17 protein-coding genes and 1 pseudogene are annotated in these 18,383 nt (G+C 59.5%); 9 read left to right on the top strand and 9 right to left on the bottom strand.

Going from position 1 to position 18,383, the window contains the following annotated elements; genetic code table 11:
• From AC3ZU9_RS29855 to AC3ZU9_RS29845, 3 genes and pseudogenes are all read right to left on the bottom strand, one after another.
• Positions 1-1,180: pseudogene (locus AC3ZU9_RS29855) on the bottom strand (type IV secretion protein Rhs); the annotation flags it as partial.
• A gap of 198 nt (positions 1,181-1,378) precedes the next feature.
• Positions 1,379-2,860, bottom strand: a complete 1,482-nt coding sequence (locus tag AC3ZU9_RS29850) for a methyl-accepting chemotaxis protein (RefSeq protein WP_093546040.1) — start codon at positions 2,858-2,860, stop codon at positions 1,379-1,381.
• Positions 2,861-2,956: 96 nt separating this feature from the next.
• The gene (locus AC3ZU9_RS29845) at positions 2,957-3,763 is read right to left on the bottom strand and encodes a TatD family hydrolase (RefSeq protein ID WP_093546043.1); all 807 of its coding nucleotides are present in this window, start codon (positions 3,761-3,763) and stop codon (positions 2,957-2,959) included.
• 235 nt (positions 3,764-3,998) lie between these two features.
• Between AC3ZU9_RS29845 and AC3ZU9_RS29840 the strand changes: the two genes are divergently transcribed.
• The 3 genes from AC3ZU9_RS29840 to AC3ZU9_RS29830 all read left to right on the top strand — a co-directional run bounded on the left by AC3ZU9_RS29840 (position 3,999) and on the right by AC3ZU9_RS29830 (position 6,517).
• The gene (locus tag AC3ZU9_RS29840; protein WP_012722969.1) at positions 3,999-5,420 is read left to right on the top strand and encodes an MltF family protein; all 1,422 of its coding nucleotides are present in this window, start codon (positions 3,999-4,001) and stop codon (positions 5,418-5,420) included.
• 103 nt (positions 5,421-5,523) lie between these two features.
• Positions 5,524-5,958, top strand: a complete 435-nt coding sequence (locus AC3ZU9_RS29835; protein ID WP_012722970.1) for a DoxX family protein — start codon at positions 5,524-5,526, stop codon at positions 5,956-5,958.
• A 250-nt stretch (positions 5,959-6,208) separates the two neighbouring features.
• Positions 6,209-6,517: a hypothetical protein gene (locus AC3ZU9_RS29830; protein ID WP_043205003.1), complete on the top strand. Its 309-nt coding sequence runs from the start codon at positions 6,209-6,211 to the stop codon at positions 6,515-6,517.
• A gap of 4 nt (positions 6,518-6,521) precedes the next feature.
• Here AC3ZU9_RS29830 and AC3ZU9_RS29825 read toward each other — a convergent pair whose 3' ends face one another.
• Genes AC3ZU9_RS29825 through AC3ZU9_RS29815 form a run of 3 tightly spaced genes read right to left on the bottom strand, consistent with a single transcriptional unit; the run spans position 6,522 to position 9,916 of the window.
• Positions 6,522-8,252 carry a Gldg family protein gene (locus tag AC3ZU9_RS29825; RefSeq protein WP_490091719.1) on the bottom strand — a complete coding sequence of 577 codons (1,731 nt, stop codon included), beginning with the start codon at positions 8,250-8,252 and terminating at the stop codon, positions 6,522-6,524.
• A gap of 15 nt (positions 8,253-8,267) precedes the next feature.
• Positions 8,268-8,993 (bottom strand): ABC-2 transporter permease, encoded by a 726-nt coding sequence (locus AC3ZU9_RS29820; RefSeq protein ID WP_012722973.1) that lies wholly within the window; start codon positions 8,991-8,993, stop codon positions 8,268-8,270.
• Positions 8,990-9,916: an ABC transporter ATP-binding protein gene (locus AC3ZU9_RS29815; protein WP_490091720.1), complete on the bottom strand. Its 927-nt coding sequence runs from the start codon at positions 9,914-9,916 to the stop codon at positions 8,990-8,992. The genes AC3ZU9_RS29820 and AC3ZU9_RS29815 overlap by 4 nt, the downstream gene beginning before the upstream one ends.
• Before the next feature lie 219 nt (positions 9,917-10,135).
• Between AC3ZU9_RS29815 and AC3ZU9_RS29810 the strand changes: the two genes are divergently transcribed.
• Together AC3ZU9_RS29810 and greB are read left to right on the top strand one after the other, a co-directional pair.
• On the top strand, positions 10,136-11,122 hold the full coding sequence (locus AC3ZU9_RS29810; protein ID WP_490091718.1) for a hypothetical protein: 987 nt from the start codon (positions 10,136-10,138) through the stop codon (positions 11,120-11,122).
• Between the two features lie 112 nt (positions 11,123-11,234).
• Entirely contained in the window at positions 11,235-11,708 is a 474-nt protein-coding gene (gene greB / locus AC3ZU9_RS29805) for a transcription elongation factor GreB (RefSeq protein ID WP_012722976.1), read from the top strand.
• Positions 11,709-11,753: 45 nt separating this feature from the next.
• Here greB and AC3ZU9_RS29800 read toward each other — a convergent pair whose 3' ends face one another.
• Both AC3ZU9_RS29800 and AC3ZU9_RS29795 read right to left on the bottom strand, forming a co-directional pair.
• On the bottom strand, positions 11,754-14,264 hold the full coding sequence (locus AC3ZU9_RS29800; RefSeq protein ID WP_046035038.1) for an ABC transporter permease: 2,511 nt from the start codon (positions 14,262-14,264) through the stop codon (positions 11,754-11,756).
• Positions 14,264-14,947, bottom strand: a complete 684-nt coding sequence (locus AC3ZU9_RS29795) for an ABC transporter ATP-binding protein (RefSeq protein ID WP_005786391.1) — start codon at positions 14,945-14,947, stop codon at positions 14,264-14,266. The genes AC3ZU9_RS29800 and AC3ZU9_RS29795 overlap by 1 nt, the downstream gene beginning before the upstream one ends.
• A gap of 10 nt (positions 14,948-14,957) precedes the next feature.
• Between AC3ZU9_RS29795 and AC3ZU9_RS29790 the strand changes: the two genes are divergently transcribed.
• The 3 genes from AC3ZU9_RS29790 to AC3ZU9_RS29780 all read left to right on the top strand — a co-directional run bounded on the left by AC3ZU9_RS29790 (position 14,958) and on the right by AC3ZU9_RS29780 (position 16,954).
• A complete protein-coding gene (locus AC3ZU9_RS29790; RefSeq protein ID WP_122809786.1) occupies positions 14,958-15,563 on the top strand; it encodes an arylesterase in 606 nt (201 codons plus the stop codon).
• A 58-nt stretch (positions 15,564-15,621) separates the two neighbouring features.
• Complete coding sequence (locus tag AC3ZU9_RS29785; RefSeq protein ID WP_043205006.1) at positions 15,622-15,915, top strand: hypothetical protein; 294 nt, start codon at positions 15,622-15,624, stop codon at positions 15,913-15,915.
• 73 nt (positions 15,916-15,988) lie between these two features.
• Positions 15,989-16,954 (top strand): L,D-transpeptidase family protein, encoded by a 966-nt coding sequence (locus tag AC3ZU9_RS29780; protein ID WP_490091717.1) that lies wholly within the window; start codon positions 15,989-15,991, stop codon positions 16,952-16,954.
• 183 nt (positions 16,955-17,137) lie between these two features.
• Here the strand turns inward: AC3ZU9_RS29780 and oprI are convergent, their stop codons facing one another.
• On the bottom strand, positions 17,138-17,389 hold the full coding sequence (gene oprI, locus AC3ZU9_RS29775) for an outer membrane lipoprotei OprI (protein WP_003172710.1): 252 nt from the start codon (positions 17,387-17,389) through the stop codon (positions 17,138-17,140).
• Between the two features lie 613 nt (positions 17,390-18,002).
• Between oprI and AC3ZU9_RS29770 the strand changes: the two genes are divergently transcribed.
• Positions 18,003-18,284 carry a GNAT family N-acetyltransferase gene (locus AC3ZU9_RS29770; RefSeq protein WP_003189869.1) on the top strand — a complete coding sequence of 94 codons (282 nt, stop codon included), beginning with the start codon at positions 18,003-18,005 and terminating at the stop codon, positions 18,282-18,284.
• Positions 18,285-18,383: the final 99 nt, after the last annotated feature.

The raw sequence follows: 18,383 nt of genomic DNA, 5'->3' as shown, positions 1-18,383 counted from the left end.
CCGTCCGTTGCTTGGCCTTGTCCCGAACCACCGGCACCGGGTTGGCAACCACCTGATCCCCAGCCTTCAACGGCACATCCGGAATCACCCTGATCGGCGTCCCCGCGCTGCCGAGCAATAACGGCTTGGCCGCTTCGGCATGCGCTTCCAGCCGAGGCTCGACCAGTTGATCAGCCAGCCGCTCCAGCCATTTGCGGGCTCTACCCGATTTGATAGGCCCCAACACCTGCATGCCCAGGCGAACCTGAACCCCCATGCCCCGCGTCGCCCAGATCAAGAAAAGATTGATCAGCACCTCGCCGGTAATCTCGCCGAGCAGCTCGTACATCTCAGGCGGCGGCAGCAGGCGTATCCAGGCGACCATGGCCGACAGATAGATAAACAAAAGCGGTTCATCGCTGAGCACGAGCAGGCCATGGGCGATGGCGTCTTTGCCCAGTTTCAGCAGTTCGTCGAGTTCGGCCTGTGAGACGTACTGCAGCAACTTCTGGCTATTGGCTTTGATATCCGCCAGCAGCTCGAACAACTGGGTGAGGTTGTCCCACAGGTTGTAGAGCGCCTTGGCAATCCCAGTTGAGAACGCCAGGCCTTGCATCGCGCTGCGCTCGAACGGCGTGGCGTTGGCAAAGTCTTTCCATTGCGGCTTGAAGGTCTTCGTCCACTCATCACGCAGGCCCATTTCCAGCCCCGCGATCACCGACTGATAAGACGCGTACAGCGCCTTGACATGATCCTTGGAGACATTGGGGTAAAAGGTGATTTGGTAGCGTTGATCGCGGGTGCAGTCGCTGACTTCGAGAATGCCACTGGGGCCTATGGTGCGATGGATCGGCGGGCCCATTGGGCTGCCGTCAGGAGCAATGGCCTGCAGCATCACCGGGGTATTGTCGATGGGCACGAACCGCGTGCTCTCGAACATATGCACCAGGGTCAACGAGCCCTGGGCCTTGCAGAGGGCAACCGTGGAGTTTGGTTTTTTGGACGATACGGGAGCAATGAGGGAAACTTCTTCCCCTACCTTGAACACCTGCTCCACTTCCAGGGCCGAACCGCTCCAGAAGCTCTCGGCCCATTCGTCAAAGGTATTCAGGCAATTGCGGAAGTCACGAAAAACGCTGTCGACGTCCGGCTTCTTGTCATCCATGGGGGACAGGACGAACTTGGCGATAACCGGAATCATGCGACGGCCCCATTCAGTGGGGCACGGATAGAGAAGTGCATCGGCGGTCCCTCGCGCTGATTGATCAGGCGAGAGACTTTGGAGAGGTTGAAAGGGAAAAGATGTCGGCGTTATTCGCGGGTAACGCTAGGAAGTTTCGCCAAAACCTCGGGTAAACCGTGGTTTTGGTGTAGGCAGAAGATTACAGGTTGAACAGTCCTACAGCTTCAGTTGCCCAATTGCCTTGCTCAACTCCCCGGCCAAGGTTGCCAGTTCATTGCTGGTGGTCGCCGAGTCCACGGTTTGCTGCACGGTGTTCTCGGTCACATCTCGTATGCTCACCACGGCGCGGTTCATTTCTTCGGCGACGTGGCTCTGCTGTTCGGCGGCGACGGCGATCTGGGTGTTGCTTTCGCGCATCTGCGCCACGGCGCCGGTGATTTCGGCGAGTGCGGCGCCGGCTTCCTGGGCTTGCTGTACACAATCGTCGGCCTTGAACGAGCTTTCCTGCATGAAGTCCACTGCGTCACGGGTGCCGTCTTGCAGTGCCGAGACCATGCGGGTGATTTCGTCGGTGGAGCTTTGCACGCGTTTGGCCAGGTTACGCACTTCGTCGGCAACCACGGCAAAGCCACGGCCCATTTCCCCGGCGCGGGCGGCTTCGATGGCGGCGTTGAGGGCGAGTAGGTTGGTCTGTTCGGCGATGCTGTGGATCACGCTGACCACGCCGTTGATTTTCTGGCTGTCCTCGGCGAGTTTCTGGATCATTTCGGCCGTCTGTTGCACCCCCGTGGACAGGCCTGCAATCGAGCGTTGCACACGGGTGACCACTTCCTGGCCGCTGCCGGCGAGGGTGTCGGCGGTCTGCGACAGATCCCGGGTAGCGCCGGCATGTTGGGCAATGTGATGGACGGTGGCGGTCATCTCGTTAATGGCAGTGGCGGCCTGGTCGGTTTCGCTTTGCTGGCCGAGCATGCCGTGCTGCACCTCGTTCATGCTGCTGGCCAGCCGCGCAGCACCCTCGTCCAGTTGCCGGGCGGTACGCGCGACGGTGTTGACCACGCGCTGGTAACCGGCCTGCATGGCGTTGAAGGCGCTGGCCATCTGGCCAACTTCATCCTTGCACGCCAAGGGCACGCGGGCGGACAGGTCGCCGGTTTTTTCCACGTGCAGCATCACGTCTTTTAGCGTGTTGAGCTGGCTGAGCAGAAAGCGGATCAGCAATTGCGAGGCACCGAGCATCGCCAGCATCAGGATCAACACCGCCACCGCGTAGTTGGCGAAGCGTTCGGTGAACACCTGGCTCAAGCTGGGGGCGTAGGCGAGCACGGCGACGTGTTGCCCGTCGGGGCGGGCGATCACTTCGGCACCCATCAGTGGGTTTTCGCCAAAGAGGGGCATGTGATTGAGTTCGACCCAGCCGTTGGCGTTGCTCAGGGCTGACAGGTCTTGATCGGCCAGTTGTGGGACTTGGCCACCTGCGAACGTCAGCCAAAGCTCTCCCTTGGGCAGCGTTTTGTCCGCCGGCCAGGCGCTGAGTAACCGCGCTTGCGCCTGCACCGAGGCGTGTGACGCCGTGCTGCGGGCCTGTTGTTCAAGCTGCACGGCGTAGAGCACCAGCAGCAGTGTGGTAATGAAGGCGACCGCATTGACGGCCCAGAATTTGTACTTCAGCGAGATATTGCTAAGCCAGGCACCCATGGAAGGTTTTCTCTGATAGCGGAAACAGCATTGGCAAGGTGCCATTATTGTGCCGCTACTCAGGAAAACCGTTTTGACATGGGTCAATGCGCCGCATCAAACAGTGGCAGGCAAACCGAAAAAAGCGCGTGCGCTGGCGGTGCTGTGTTGGGCCAGGTCTTCCACGTTTTCGTTGCGGTGCAGGGCGACTTCGCGCAGTACCTCCGGCAGATAGGCGGGCTCGTTGCGACCATTTTTCGGTTTTGGGCGCAGTGTGCGTGGCAGCAGGTAGGGCGCGTCGCTTTCCAGCATCAGACGGCCTCGGGGAATTTCCCTGACAAGTGGGTGCAGGTGCGTCCCACGGCGTTCGTCGCAGATCCAGCCGGTGATACCAATGTGCAAGTCGAGGTCGAGGTAGCTGAACAACGCTTGCTGTTCGCCGGTAAAGCAATGCACCACGGCGGCGGTGAGGTGGTCGCGGTAGCCCTTGAGGATCTCCAGCAGGCGCACGTTGGCGTCGCGTTCATGGAGGAACACCGGCAGTTTCAGCTCGACGGCCAAGGCCAGGTGTTCTTCCAGGACTTTTTCCTGCTGGGGGCGGGGCGAGAAGTCGCGGTTGAAATCCAACCCGCATTCGCCCACGGCACGCACGCGGCTTTCACCGAGCAATCCACGCAAGCGCTGGGCGCTGTCGCCGTTCCAGTCGCTGGCGGAGTGGGGGTGAATGCCGGCGGTGCTGAACAGGCGTTGAGCGCTTTCATCCTGTTTTATGCAGAGCTCCAGGGCCTGTTCGCTGCCCTCGACGCTGGTCCCGGTGAGTACCAATTGTTGCACGCCGGCGGCGTAGGCACGCTCGAGCACGGCCTGGTGCTTCTCGTCGAAACTGGGGTTGGTCAGGTTGACGCCGATATCAATGAGTTGCATGGTGCTATCTCCGCCTGCGGCCGGAAAGCATATCAGAGCTGTAGATTTATAAGAAAATCGAAGAACTACAACGAGTTATAGCTGTCTTTGAACGTCGCAAGTGACATTGTGTTTGGCTCAACGCCTTGCCCGTGCCACCGTTGCGCGCAAAGTCTGCGCATTAAGCGCTCTGTTTCTGACTCCCACGCCTTCATTTTTCGCGAGGGCGTTGGCCAGTATTCTTTCCGGAGAGCGGATGATCCGACCCTCGGCGTTGCTTATGTTGTGCCTGACGTTATGGCTGCCCCTGGAGGCGGTCGCGCGTCTGGACGGGCCGCTGGAAGTGACCAAGCCCGGCAAGGTTCGCGATCTGGCGGAGATTCGCTCGAGCCGCACCCTGCGCGTATTGGTCAACCAGAGCCGCAACAGTTCCGGCGAGGTCCAGGGCCAGGCCATCGGTGTCGAATACCATCGCTTGCGCGCCTTCGAGCAATACCTCAACGGCCACGCCCGTGATGGCCAGGAAATCAACCTCAAGATCATTCCCAAGGCCAAGGACCAATTGCTCGGCGCGCTGGCGCGTGGCGAGGGTGACCTGGTCGCACCCGGTGAATTGCTGGATGTGAAGGCCGTGCACAAGATCAGCACCAGCGACCCGATTGCCAGCGATGTGCCGCTGTGGCTGGTAGGCGTGAAGGGCGAGCGACGGTTCACCAAGTTGGAGCAATTGTCCGGGCGTACGTTGGCGTTGACCACCGGCAGCGCGGCGGCGGATGCCATCAGCCAGGTCAACCAGAAGCTGGCCCTGCACAAACAGCCACCGATCAAGGTGGAATGGGTCGACCCGACCCTGGCCGTGGAGGATGTGCTTGAGATGGTTCAGGCGGGGATTTTCCACCTGACTATTGTCGAGAAGCCGATTGCCGAGCGCTGGTCGAAGATCCTGCCCAAGTTGCGTTTCGATAAGCAGGTGGTGGTCAGTGCACCCGGTGACGAATATTGGTTTGTGCGCCAGGATGCGTCGATGCTGCGGGCCAGCATCGATCGATTTCTCAAGACCTATCGCACCCCCTCCGATCAGGACGTGGCGTTCCAGCGTATCTACCGTCGCCTCTATCAGGTGCGCAACCCGCTGGCCCGCGTCGACCGCCAGCGCCTGGAAAAACTGCGCCCCGTCTTGCAAAAGCATGCTCGCGAGCAGGGCATGGACTGGCTCAACCTCGCTGCGCTGGCCTTCAAGGAGTCGGCGCTTGACCCGGGTGCACGCAACAGCGGTGGCCCCACCGGCCTGATGCAGATCACGCCGTCGGCGGCGCAGCGCGTGGGGGTCAACAACATCGAGAACCTCGATAGCAATGTGCAGGCGGGGGCACGCTACCTGGCGATGATCCGTCGCAAGTTCTTCGCCAGCCCCAAGCTCAATGAGCGTGAGCGCATGGCCTTTGTGCTGGCGGCCTACAACATGGGGCCCGAGCGGGTGCAGGGCATGCGCACCGAGGCCAAGCGCCGGGGGCTCAACCCCAATCAGTGGTTCTTCCAGGTTGAACGCATAGCCATGGAGCAAGTAGGGATGGGCGGCGTCAGCTATGTTAATAGCGTCAACAAATACTATTTGGCGTTCGACCGGGAACGGGAGTCCCTGGAGCCGCCGACGCCGAAAATCGCCTCGCGAAAGTAATCGGTTATTTCGATATTAATCAGGCATTTTTTCGGCTTTTATCATTCTTTAAACTGATTAATATAGCGGCCAACCAACCCCTACTTAGAAAAGGATTATCACCATGAGCCCACTGATCAAAAGCATTCTGTCTACCCGCGCCGGCTACGGCCTGACCCTCTTGCGTATTGTGGTCGGCATCATCTTCGCCGCCCACGGCTCGCAAAAACTCTTTGGCTGGTTTGGCGGCTACGGTCTGGCGGGCACTGCCCAGTGGATGGAAAGCATCGGCCTGGCCCCAGGTACCCTGATGGCGCTGCTGTCGGGCGGTACCGAGTTCTTCGCGGGCTTGGCGCTGATCATCGGCCTGCTGGCTCGCCCAGCGGCATTGGGCCTCACTATCCTGTCGCTGGTGGCGATTTTCTCGGTGCATATCCATAACGGTCTGTTCATGGCTAACAACGGTTATGAGTTCGCACTGGCCTTGCTGGGCGGCTCCCTTGCGGTGCTGCTGGAAGGTGCCGGCAAGCTGTCTGCCGACCGCGCCATCGCTCACTGATCATTCTGCAGAACCCTGAATCGGCCCGCCATGCGCGGGCCTTTTCGTTGCTCGAGATTCTTGACACCGCCCCACCGGCTTCTCTAGGATGCCGCTCATGCGCCGATTTAAACAGCTAATTGCGGGGCGCCATGGGTGATCGTTATCGATCCCGACAGAAGCATGCTCCATGCTTCGAAATTCCGCTAAAGCGCTGGTTCGGTGTTGCCTCTCACCTGCCCGCAGACTTTTGAGGCAGAGACACGACACGATGAATGCATTACGCCCCCTGATACGCCTGGCTCCGATCACTGCGGACCTCACTCAACGCAATCCGAAAATTCTCCTGGGCGGCAAGCACCAGCCGACGCTGTTGCGTTACCTGGATGGTTGGCCGCGTCGCACAGGCCGACCGTCAGCGTTCCTCATCCAGTTTGTCGAGGACGGCGATTCCCTGGCGCGTTTTGCCAGCAACAGTTTTGACCTCGCGGTTATCCAGGCCCCCAGCGCCAGTGATGCCGATGAGGTCATCCGCGAATTGACCCGCGTTGCCCGGCAGGGGCTGATAGCCCGTCGTTGAACGCTCAGTGAATCACGTTGCCGGCTTGCAGCCGACGACGGCGCTGGCGTAGAAAGACCGTCCAGGCGATCAGGCATAACGTCAGCGGTATGGCAAAGGTCACGACCAACTTGATGACCAGTTCCAGGCGACGCACCTGGGCATACGCTTGGTGCTGCAAGGCATGCAACTCCATGGGCAGGCGCAGGCGTTCTTTGTTGAGTGCTTGTAGTTGGGTGGTGGTGTCCACGGCCTGAGTGCCGAGGGTCGTTGTCCAAGGGGTCAGCCGCTGCCATTCCTGCTCGGTTCGTAGCAGGCGTCGTTCCAGTTCACCGGCCTTTGAGCGATAGGCGTGTCTTGCGGCTTCCCGCATGTTCTCCAGTACCGTCGGCGGCATTTGCTGCGCCCCTCGAGGACGAATCGCAGCAAGCCTGTCGGGGACGGACAGGTTATCCAATGTGTTCAGGACAAACAGGGCGTTGCTGTCTGGCGCCGAGTCGCTGACCTTATCCGTGAGCATGTCCGTGTCCGCAATGACCACGACGTGGATCTGCGTCGCTTTCTGCAAACCTGGCGGCTGCCCCTGGATGCCATCGGGAAATACCGAATAGGTCGGTCCCTCGATACGCGCGGCAATGACATGGCGTTGCTCTTTGCTCGCCGCCTCTTCAATCAATGCGTCGAATGGGGCTGCGCTGGTAAAACTGCCGGCATCCAGCAGCACCGATTGCTCGGAACTTTGCAGGAGAGGGGTGAAGGTCGTTCGACTTTTACTCACTCGTGTGAGGGCGCCACTGCTCGAGGCGGTCACCCTATTGAGGTTCCATGTGCTGATATCGTTTGGGTTCATTGCCTGCCGGGGCAGGTTCAATCTGGCCTGATTGGGGGCACCTTGGGTTTCCAAAGGCGTGTAGAGGTAGTCGAACACCAGCGTGTGCGCCGACATCTGGATGCCCCAAGCGGCAAGCAGTTCGTCCAGCCGAGTGTTGACTGGACCGGCGTTGGCGCGTTGGTCGCTCAACGGGTCGATAAACATCATCAACCTACCGCCTCTCAATACAAATTGTTCAATCCCGTACAGGGTTCGCTCAGAAAACGTCTGAGGGTGCACAACCATCAGTGTGTTGATGTTTTCGGGTATTTGCGCGGCAGACGGTTCCAGATTCACCAGATCGAATTCATGCTGCAGCGCCTTCAGCAGTCGACTTGCAGATTCGTCCATCGCCAGGCCCGACAGCAGCGCAATCACCGGGCGCTCCGGGTGCTGCAACTTATAGAGCAGATGGCTGATTTCATACTCGAGCAACGGCTCCCGGTCGAGGCTGAAGGATCCAATACGTCGCACGCCGTGACCGGCGCGGGTGGCTATAAGGCCGAGAAATCCAGCGTTGTCGTCGAGACCCGATAGCCGGGCTTTGTAGGCGTCTTCCGAAAAAGGTGCAGGTTCAATAACGTGCAGGTTGATCATGCCCTTGGCGTTTTTTTCGTACTCCTTCAGCAGATCTTCAATCCGTTTGCCGTAGCGTTTCACGGCGTAGCTTCTTTTCGGATGGTTGTTTGAATTGAAATAATATAAGTCCACCGGGCTTTCCAGTGTCGCGAGTAGTTGTTGTGCCGGCAGCGATAAAGAGTGAACTTTTTGTTGAGAAAGATCCCACCTTGCATCAGGTATTTTACCTGTCCAAACCAAGTTAAAAGCCAGGAATAGCAGCAAGATAACGGTAAGTGTCATACCGGTGCGCAGAATGGACCGCATTAAGGGTTTCCCTTCTCAGCTGTGTTTATAGTTGAGTGTGACCGTGGTCGCAGTGAGAAAGGCGAGGATCATGCTGAAGAAGTAAAGTAAGTCGTGAAGTGTGAGTTTTCCATCGTCGATGCTGCTGAATCGCCAGGAAGGACTGAGGGACACTAAACTGTCGGCCAATCCTATAGGCACTTGGTGCTCAAGCGCATCCAGTAGAGAAGAAAGCCCGCTGGCCGTGAGCAATAAACCCACGGTCAGTACGAAAATGACCGTGCGCTGACATACAAGCGCGCAAATAAAACATCCCGCGGACAGGTAGCCTCCCGCCAGCAGCCAGCTCGCCAAGAATTGCGAGGCGATCACGCTGTTGTCTGCCTTACCCAGATAGTTGGCGATAATAACGAGAGGAAACATCAGCAACAGGCTGGTGCCTGCCACGAGCCAGGCGGCGATGAATTTTCCGATGACCCATTCAAACAGCGTGATGGGCATGGTTTTCATCAGGCCGTAAAACCCCGCGTTGGTTTCATCCGACCATAGTTGCGTCGCCAGGGCGGGAATCAGGAGCAGATAGAGCCAAGGATGGAACTGGAAAAACACCTGCAGGTCGCTGCCATTTTGTTCCAGCCACGGGCTTATGTAGAACCCCAGTGCCACCGACAGCATCGGAAAGATGGCGATGCTCAGGTATGTACTGGGTGCGCGCGCATAGCTGGTGAGCTGACGCTTTAAAATGACGGGCAATAGTTTCAAAGGGGCGCCTCCTGGCTCAGGTGGTGGACCACATCATTCAGGCGACCTGGCTCCAGATTCAGTGAATTGATTTTCCAGCGGCGGCTGGCAATCAGCGTGTTGATATGGGGATAGATGGTGTGTCCCGGCATGGCGAGAACGGTCACCGTACCGGGTGCATGCCGGTGCTCTTCGATGCCTGCTACGCCTGGCAGTACGGCCAGTGCGAGTAAATCCAGCGGGGTCTCGGCACTGAGCGTGACGGCCTGGAAGTGGCGCGAGTCGCGCTGTAGATCGGGAAGGGGGGTATCGGCCACCAGGCGATCGCCTGCAATGACCAAGGCACGGGTACACAGCTCGGACAATTCATCGCAGTGGCGAGAGGCGATGATCACGGTCATTTCTTGCGTCAATGAATGGATCAGCGCCTGGAATGTACGCCTCTGATCAGGCGCGAGTCCTTCGGTGGGTTCATCCAGCAGTAAAAGGGAAGGACCATGCAGGATGGCCTGGGCGATGGCGACTTTGCGTTTCCAGCCGATGGAAAGAGCGTCGAGCGGCGCGTTGAGCACCGCAAACAACTCCAGTCGCGCGATAGCCTGTTCCAACCTGGCGCGCTTTTCGGCACCGTGGAAACCACGGAGGGCGGCGATGAAGTCAAGGAACGCTTTGACGGACATCGTCGGATGGCCGAGGTCTTTGGACAGTTGATAGCCGACGAGTTGCCTCGCCTTAAGTGCATGGGTTTGTGTGTTGAACCCCTGGATATTTATAGAGCCGCTGGAGGGTTGCGTTGAACCGGCTATTACATTGAGCAGGGCTGTCTTGACAATAGGGTCTTGCCCGAACAGCCCCAGACATTCTTGTGGGTGTGCAATGAATGAAAAGTCACTGATTATTGTTGTGTTACCCGTGTGTTTTGTCAGATTGCTTATTTCGATCATTTTTTTACCGAATAAGTTTGGCATGACGTAGGGGGGCTAAAAAAAGGGTACGGGTAATGATCGTTTTTGGGAACGTCGATCAGTCTTAATAAGAGAAGTCCTACGTGCGAGTCAGGCGGGCCACTGAAACAATGGGGCGTGTTTTAGAGTGTCCGGATTTCGAGTGTTTATTTGTTGTTTATGTAAACTTTCTGCCCCGCATATTGAGGCCTGATTGCCATGATGCTGCTACGTACCCTTGTTCTTGAACGCAATGGTCAGGATGCTCCGGTTAACGGTGCCTTGCTCTGTGGGTTTGCTGTAGGTCAGGCGGCCTCCAACTTTCTTGTTTATAGTTTGGATGAAGAGGTCGAGCCCGGAAGTTCGAGGGTTTATATCGCGGCCTTGCGTAAGAAACTTGACCGCTATTTTTTGAGTGGCGTTGAGTCCAAGGAAGATCTGCAAGTAGCCTTGCACGTGTTCAAGCAAATACTGACGTTGGCCGCGTCGGGCATTAAGGCGGGGGGTGTTACCGAAACGCAGGTGCCCTATCATTTTCTCGATTTGAAAGGTTGCAAGCTGCCGCCTGCCAGGCCCGAGGATCATCATTCGGTGATCATCAAGAAGGCGTTGGTGATGAAAGTGATCACCTTGGGCATGTCGGCGCCAACGCTACCGGCGATCGAAAGTGCCTCAGTGATCGTGCCGTCCATTCGGTTCTCGTCGCAAATGACTTCTCCTCCCAAAGGAGCGGGCGCATCCGAGCCTTCCCGGCCGCCGGTGCATGAACAACCTGTTGAGGAGCCCCGGCAGGCGCGCGTCGAAGCGCCCGTGATCATGACGCCGGCCGTGTCTGCTATCTCGCATGAGCCTGATGCGCCGACGCAATCGAATCTCCCTGCATCCGGCGAGCACAGTACGTTGTTCGAAGTCGACAGCACCTTGACCAACCTTGCCCGTGTCGCTCAGGAGCTGACCCAGCAAAAACGCGCATCACTCGAACGGGAGTCGGCACTTGAGCAATGGCAGGCGCGATTGCAGCAAGAGCAGAGTCAACTGGATCAGAAGGTTCGAGAACTGGAGCAACGCACCACTCAACTCCATGACCATTCGCTTGCTGTCAGCCAGAGGGCTGAAGCCCTGAAGGCCATGACGTCGCAGGTGTCGGGCTTGCGCCAGAGCCTGCGGGGCATGCTGCTGGAGCTGGATCAGGCGTTGGATGGCTAGACTGGCCTGGCTACTTTCACGGGTTCATTTATCATCAGGGCCAGCCAGCCGAGGCCCGGGTGTGAAACCCAGGTATCTCGGTACCTATGGACATGCCTGGGGATGCACGCGTTTGAGTACCAAGCTGATTACCAAAGAAGGTCATGAAGCGCTGAAAAAGGAGTTGGATTACCTGTGGCGTGAAAAACGCCCGGACACCACGCGCAAAGTGACATGGGCGGCCTCGTTGGGCGACCGCAGCGAAAACGCTGACTACCAGTACAACAAGAAGCTGCTACGCGAGATCGACCGCCGCGTGCGCTACCTGCGCAAGCGTCTGGAAGACATGCGCGTGGTGGAGTACATGCCCGAGCAGGAGGGCAAGGTGTTCTTCGGTGCCTGGGTGGACATCGAAAACGAGCAAGGTGAGACCAAGCGTTTTCGCATTGTCGGTTATGACGAGATTTATGAGCGCATGGACTACATCTCCATCGATTCGCCGATGGCCCGTGCGTTGTTGCGCAAGGAAGTGGACGATGAGGCCATCGTTCAGACCCCCAGTGGTGACGTGTGCTGGTGGATCACCGGGATCGAGTACGTGAAGTGAGCGAAATGGGCCCGCATTCTGTGAGGAATGCGGGCCCATCGCGTTTTAACCTTCGCGCAACACGGTCAGCGGGCTGGCATTCAGTGCGCGGCGGGTGCCGAACACACCGGCACCGCCGATCAGCACCGCACCGATCACCGGCAGCAGCAACAGCCACGGGTGAGGGTGCCAGGCCAGGTCAAACGCGTAGCGGTACAGCACGAACGTCACCAGCTCGGTGCCCAGCGCCGCCAGCAGCCCGCTGACGGCACCCAGCAAGCCGAACTCGATACGCCTGGCCTTGACCAACAGCTTGCGCTCGGCGCCCAGTGCGCGCAGCAGCGCGCCTTGGCGGATGCGCTCATCCAGGGTGGCTTGCAGGCCGGAGAACAACACCGCCATGCCTGCTGCGAGGACGAACAGCAACACGTACTCCACCGCCAGGGTCACTTGGGCGAGGATGCTGCGTAGCTGCTCCAGCAGCGCTTCGACTTGCAGGATGGTCACCGCCGGGAACGCCCTGGACAGGTCGACGATTTGTTGGTCATGGCCTGGCGCAAGGTAGAAGCTGGTCAGGTAGGTGGTCGGCAGGTCCTTCAAGGTGCCCGGCTGGAAAATCATGAAGAAGTTGGGCTGGAAGTTATCCCAATTGATGGTCCGCAGGCTGGTCACCCGCGCTTCACGATTTTCGCCGCCCACCGTGAACACCAGGTGGTCATTGAGCTTGAGCTTGAGGCTTTCCGCCACCTTGGCCTCAACAGAAACGCCAGGGATTTCGTCGGCGGGTTGCTGTGACCACCACGAGCCTGCGGTGAGTGCATTGCCCGGCGGCAGGTCGGCGGCCCAGGTCAGGCTCAGGTCACGTTGTACCGCACGATCGCCGCTGGAGTCCTTGCTGACGATTTCCTGGACCGGTTCGCCATTGATACTGATCAGGCGGCCCGGCACAACGGGGTAAAGCGGCGCCGATTGTGCCTGCACTTCCAGCAAGCGTGCACCGAAGGCTTCCTTGTCGGCCGGCAGGATATTCAAGGCGAAATAGTTGGGCGCGTCCTTGGGCAGTTGGTTTTGCCAGGTGTCGAGCAGTTCGCCACGCAGCAGGGCGATCAAGCCCATGGACAGCAGGATCAAGCCAAACGCCAGGGATTGACCGGCGGCTGCCAGCGGGTGACGCAGCAATTGGCCCAGGCCCAGGCGCCAAGGCAGGGAGGCACGTGCCAGCAGGCGGCGCAGGCTTTGCAGCAGGAGCAGCAGCAGGCCGCCAAGCACCAACGCAGCGACCACGCCACCGCCGAGCAGGGCGAACGTCAGCACCAGGTCGAGGCTCAAGCGCCACATGATCAGGCCCAATGCAAACAGCGCCGCGCCGTAGACCATCCAGGTACTGGAGGGGATCGGCAGCAGGTCGCGGCGCAACACCCGTAGCGGTGGTACGCGACCCAAGGCGGCCAAGGGCGGCAGGGCGAAACCGGCGAGGGCAACCAGACCGGTGCCGATCCCGGCAATCGCCGGTAATAGCCCGCCGGGTGGAACGTCCGCCGGCAGCAAGTCGTGGAGGAAGTAGAACAGGCCAAACTGCGCCAGCCAGCCGAGCAGGGCGCCGGTCAGGCTGGCCAGCAGGCCGAGGACGCTCAGTTGCAGGCTGAACAGCAACATGGCTTCCCGACGTGACAACCCCAGGCAGCGCAGCAACGCGCTGGCGTCGAAACGTCGGGTGGCAAAGCGGTTGGCCGACAAGGCCACGGCCACGCCGGCCAGCAACACGGCCACCAGGCTGGCCATGTTCAGGTAGCGTTCGGCCTTGCCCAGCGCGCCGCCGATCTGCTGGTTGCCGTCCCGTGAATCCTGCAGACGCTGGTTGGCGGCGAGCCCCGGCTTGACCAGGTCACGGTAGGTTTGCAGCACCGTGCTGCCCTGTGGCCCGCGCCATAATTCGCGGTAACTGACGCGGCTGCCGGGCTGCACGACGCCGGTGGCGTCCAGGTCCGCCAGGTTGATCATTACCCTGGGCGTGAGGCTGTAGAAGTTGCCGGCGCGGTCCGGCTCGTAGGTGAGCACGCGGGCGAGGCGCAATGTCTTCATGCCCACATCGATGCTGTCGCCGACCTTGAGGTCGAGTGCCGTCAGCAGCCGCGCCTCCACCCAGGCTTCACCGGGTTTGGGGCCGCCGCCTGGCGTCTCGTCACCAAAGGGCGCAGCGGCGCTTTTCAGCTGGCCCCGCAGGGGATACTGCTCGTTGACGGCCTTGATGCTGGAGAGCTGGATGCCGTTATCGGTGGCGATGACGCTGGAGAATTCCACGACGCGGGCGTGATCCAGGCCCAGCTCGGTGCCGGACTGGATTTGCTCGGTGCGGGCCGGCGAGCTGCCTTCCAGCACCAGGTCGGCGCCGAGGAATTCGGTGGCGCGCAGCAGCATCGCGCCGTTGAGGCGCGCACCGAAGTAGCCGATGGCGGTGCTGGCGGCCACGGCCACCAACAGGGCGAAGAACAGCACGCGCAATTCACCGGCGCGGGCATCGCGCAGCAATTGGCGCATGGCAAGGCTGAACAGACGCAACAGCGGCAAACGTGCCATCAAGGCTCCAGGGGCGCGACCATCAGGCCGGCTTCAAGGCGGATCAGGCGTCGGCAGCGGTGGGCCAGGCGCTCGTCGTGGGTGACCAGCACCAGGGTCGTGCCGCTCTCTTTGTTGAGTTCGAACAGCAGGTCGCTGATGCGCTCGCCGGTGTGGCTGTCGAGGTTGCCGGTGGGTTCATCGGCAAACAGCACGTCCGGTTCTGCGGCAAAGGCACGGGCAATCGCCACCCGTTGCTGCTCGCCACCGGAGAGTTGGCGTGGCGAGTGGGTCAGGCGCTGGCCCAGGCCTACACGTTCCAGCAGGTGCCGGGCGCGTTCGCGGGCGTCTTTGCGGCCGTCCAGCTCCAGCGGCAGCATGACGTTTTCCAGCGCGTTGAGGCTGTCGAGCAGTTGGAACGACTGGAACACGAAGCCCACGTGCTCGGCACGGATGCGTGCGCGCTGGTCTTCGTCCAGGGTGCTGAGGGCTTGGCCGGCGAGGGTGACTTCGCCGCTGCTGGGCAGGTCGAGGCCGGCCAGCAGGCCCAGGAGAGTGGATTTGCCGGAACCGGAGCTGCCGACGATAGCCAGGCTATCGCCCTTGTTCAGTTCCAGGCTCAGTTCGTGCAGGATAGTCAGTTCACCTTCCGCGCTGGGAACCACTTTGCTAAGGTTCCGCGCGGTGAGAATGCTTGCGCCCATGGAGAATCCGATGCGAATGTGGTTTTTGAGTGCTGGCCTGGCCTTGATGTGCATGGCCCAGAACGCAGCGGCGGGTACAGTCCTGATCGTTGGCGATAGTATCAGTGCCGGTTTCGGCCTGGATACCCGCAAAGGGTGGGTGGCACTGCTGGAGCAACGGCTCAAGCAGGAGGGTTTCGACGATAAAGTGGTCAACGCCTCCATCAGTGGCGACACCAGTGCCGGAGGCCTGGCGCGGCTGCCGGCGGCGCTTGCAGAGCATAAGCCTGACGTGGTGGTGATCGAGTTGGGCGGCAATGATGGCTTGCGCGGGCAACCGCCGGCGCAATTGAAACAAAATCTTGCATCGATGATTGACCAGTCCAAGGCCGGCGGTGCCAAGGTGTTGTTGCTGGGTATGCAGCTGCCGCCCAACTATGGCCCGCGATACACCACCGCATTTGCCGAAGTCTATGGTGTGTTGGCCAAGGAAAAAAACGTCCCGCTGGTACCGTTTTTCCTCGAAGGCGTGGGCGGTCATCCGGAGCTGATGCAGGCGGATCAACTGCACCCGGCGGTCGGCGCCCAGGGCAAGTTGCTGGAAAATGTCTGGCCGACGCTAAAACCACTGTTATGACGCTTTTCTACCGGCAGGCTTTCGGCTAAGGTGGCGCCCCCCCGATTTGGAGCCCTCGATGTCGCGTCCTGCCTGGTCCCTGTTTAACTATCAACTGATCGAGCCGGACGAGCAGCTGGATCTGTTCGCCTGCCAGGAAGTGCGGGTGCATCTGGTGACGCGTCAATTGGAACTGGGCGGCACCATCGATCGCACCTTGTGCGGCACGCTATTGCCGGCGCAACCGCGTTGGTCGCTGGTGGATCGTTCGATCTTCCAGGACCAGCGCCTGTGCCCTTTGTGCCGCGCCATCCTGGAGTCCCAGAAGCGCGGGACGCCGCCGATCTGGCCGGAGTTGCGTTTCGAGTTGTAGGGGGCAGCTAGAAGCGCGCTTCACGTATACAATCGATGTTTACCTACCCGTCGTTCTGCGAAGGATTTTCCGGATGTTGTCGCGCCTTTCCGTCGTCACCTGCTGCCTGTCACTCGCTGCACTTTGTGCGGTTGGCTCCGCTTCAGCCTTGCAGTTGCCTTTGCCTCCACCGGGTGAAGACATCGTCGGCCAGGTCCAGGTGATCAAGGCCAAGTACGAAGACACCTTTGCCGACCTGGGCACCACCTATGACCTGGGTTATTCGGAGATGGTCGCCGCCAACCCCGGCGTGGATGCGTGGTTGCCGGGGGCGGGCACCGAGATCGTGTTGCCGACGCGCTTCATCCTGCCGCCCGGTCCTCGGGAAGGGATCGTGATCAATCTGGCGGAATACCGGCTCTATTATTTCCCCAAGGGTCAGAACGTGGTCTACACGTTCCCGTTGGGGATCGGTCGTGAAGGCTGGGGTTCGCCCATCGCCCACACCAGCATCATTGCCAAGACACCCAACCCGACCTGGACCCCGCCCGCGTCGATCAAGGCCGAGCACGCCGCCAACGGCGACCCGCTGCCAAACGTGGTGCCGGCCGGCCCCGACAACCCGTTGGGCCCGTTCAAGTTCACCCTGGGCACGCCGGGTTACCTGATCCACGGCTCCAACATGAAATTTGGTATCGGCACGCGTACAAGCCACGGCTGCTTCCGTATGTTCAACAACAACGTGCTGGAGATGGCGGGCATGGTGCCGGTGGGCACATCGGTGCGCATCATCAACGATGCCTACAAGTTCGGCAGCAGTGGCGGCAAGGTGTACCTGGAAGCGCATACGCCGTTGAACGATGACGGTACGCCGTCGGTGGTCGACAAACACACCGCGGTGATCAACGCCTTGCTCAAGCGTGAAGACCTGGCCAACAACCTGCGGGTCAACTGGGATCAGGTGCGTGACGTGGTCGCGGCGGAAGATGGGTTGCCGACGGAAATCGGCGTGCCTGGCGCAGCCTCGGTCGCGGCAAGCACTCCGATCGAGCTGCAATAGGCGCGAGATCACTGTGGCGAGCAGGCTTGCTTAAAGGTCCTCAAAAGCGGGGACTGCTGCGCAGTCAACGGGAGCAAGCGCCCTCGCCACAAAAAGCCTGCTACAGGGGCTTGCGATCAAACCCCAGGCAATAAAAAAGCCGACCCATAAATGGATCGGCTTGATAACAATCCCGAGGGATTATTACTTGCGGCTAGCTTTTTCAAGCATACGCAGAGCGCGCTCGTTAGCTTCGTCAGCAGTCTGTTGTGCTTTTTGAGCAGCAGCCAGCGCTTCATCAGCTTTACGGTAGGCTTCGTCTGCACGAGCCTGGGAGCGAGCTGCAGCGTCTTCAGTTGCAGTCAGACGTGCTTCGGTTTCTTTGGAGACGCTGCTGCAACCGGTAGCCAGAACTGCGGCCAGGGCCAGTGCAGAGAATTTCAGAACGTTGTTCATCGTGTTCCCCTTCAAGGACTTTCTATTAGATGGCTAGTTTCTCAGAGTGAGCTAATAGCCGGCGTACATACTACCCATTACTTGTAGTAAGTAAACTGACGTAGCGCAAGAAGCAAAAAAAATTCATGCGCCGAATCTATTTTGGCTAATCTTTTGGAGGTTTGTATAAAAACTGTCCAAATTTTTTCATTCAGGCGAACACCGGATCCAGGCTGAAAGGGCCGGCCCGCATGTGTTAAGCCCTGTAAACAGATGAAATTTTATATATCCGCGCTGACACTTCCGTTCAGCACGGCGTTGTGTTGCCCCGCATCTTTTGTGCATGTAGAGGTGACTTTAAGAGCGCCTGTTCGTCTCAAGGTTCAACTGCCGGCAATGTTCAGGCTTTCGATCGTTGGTTGATCGGGGGCCCTTTCTATATCCACCAGCGGCAGGGGATGACGAGTGCGCCTTGAGCAATCCCGGGATTGGCGCCTACTATTCCCTACGTGCTGGTTGTAAGCGCTCAAGGTTTTCTCGTTGTCGAAACCGGCACGGGGTGGCGTAGATGTTCCTTCGCCGGAAAAACATCGGTAAGGTAGGGGTCAGAAACCAAGACCCGCGAGGAGTAGTGATGAGCGAGGCGTTGTCCATCCACCATGACCAGGCTGGTCATCAGTTCGAGACCAATGTGGACGGTCATCGTGCCTATCTGACCTATATGGACCTCGGGAAACAGACCCTGGATATCTATCGGACCTTCGTGCCCAATGCACTGCGGGGTCGTGGTATTGCGGCGGCACTGACCGAGGAGGCCTTGAAGTTCGCCGAAGAGGCCGGCTATACGGTGATCCCGTCCTGCTCCTATGTTGAACGCTACATGGAGCGCCACCAGCGCCATGCCGCGAAGCTGTAAGCCATACACCGCACCATGAAAAACGCCGGGCTAAGCCCGGCGTTTTTGTGTGCGCAGCGTTAAGTCAGGTGCGTTTGCGTTTCGGCAAGACGTCCTTGA

This window comes from Pseudomonas sp. A39, assembly GCF_058145955.1.
Note: the sequence above shows the minus strand (reverse complement) of the source record. Positions and strands in the feature narration are given on the sequence as shown.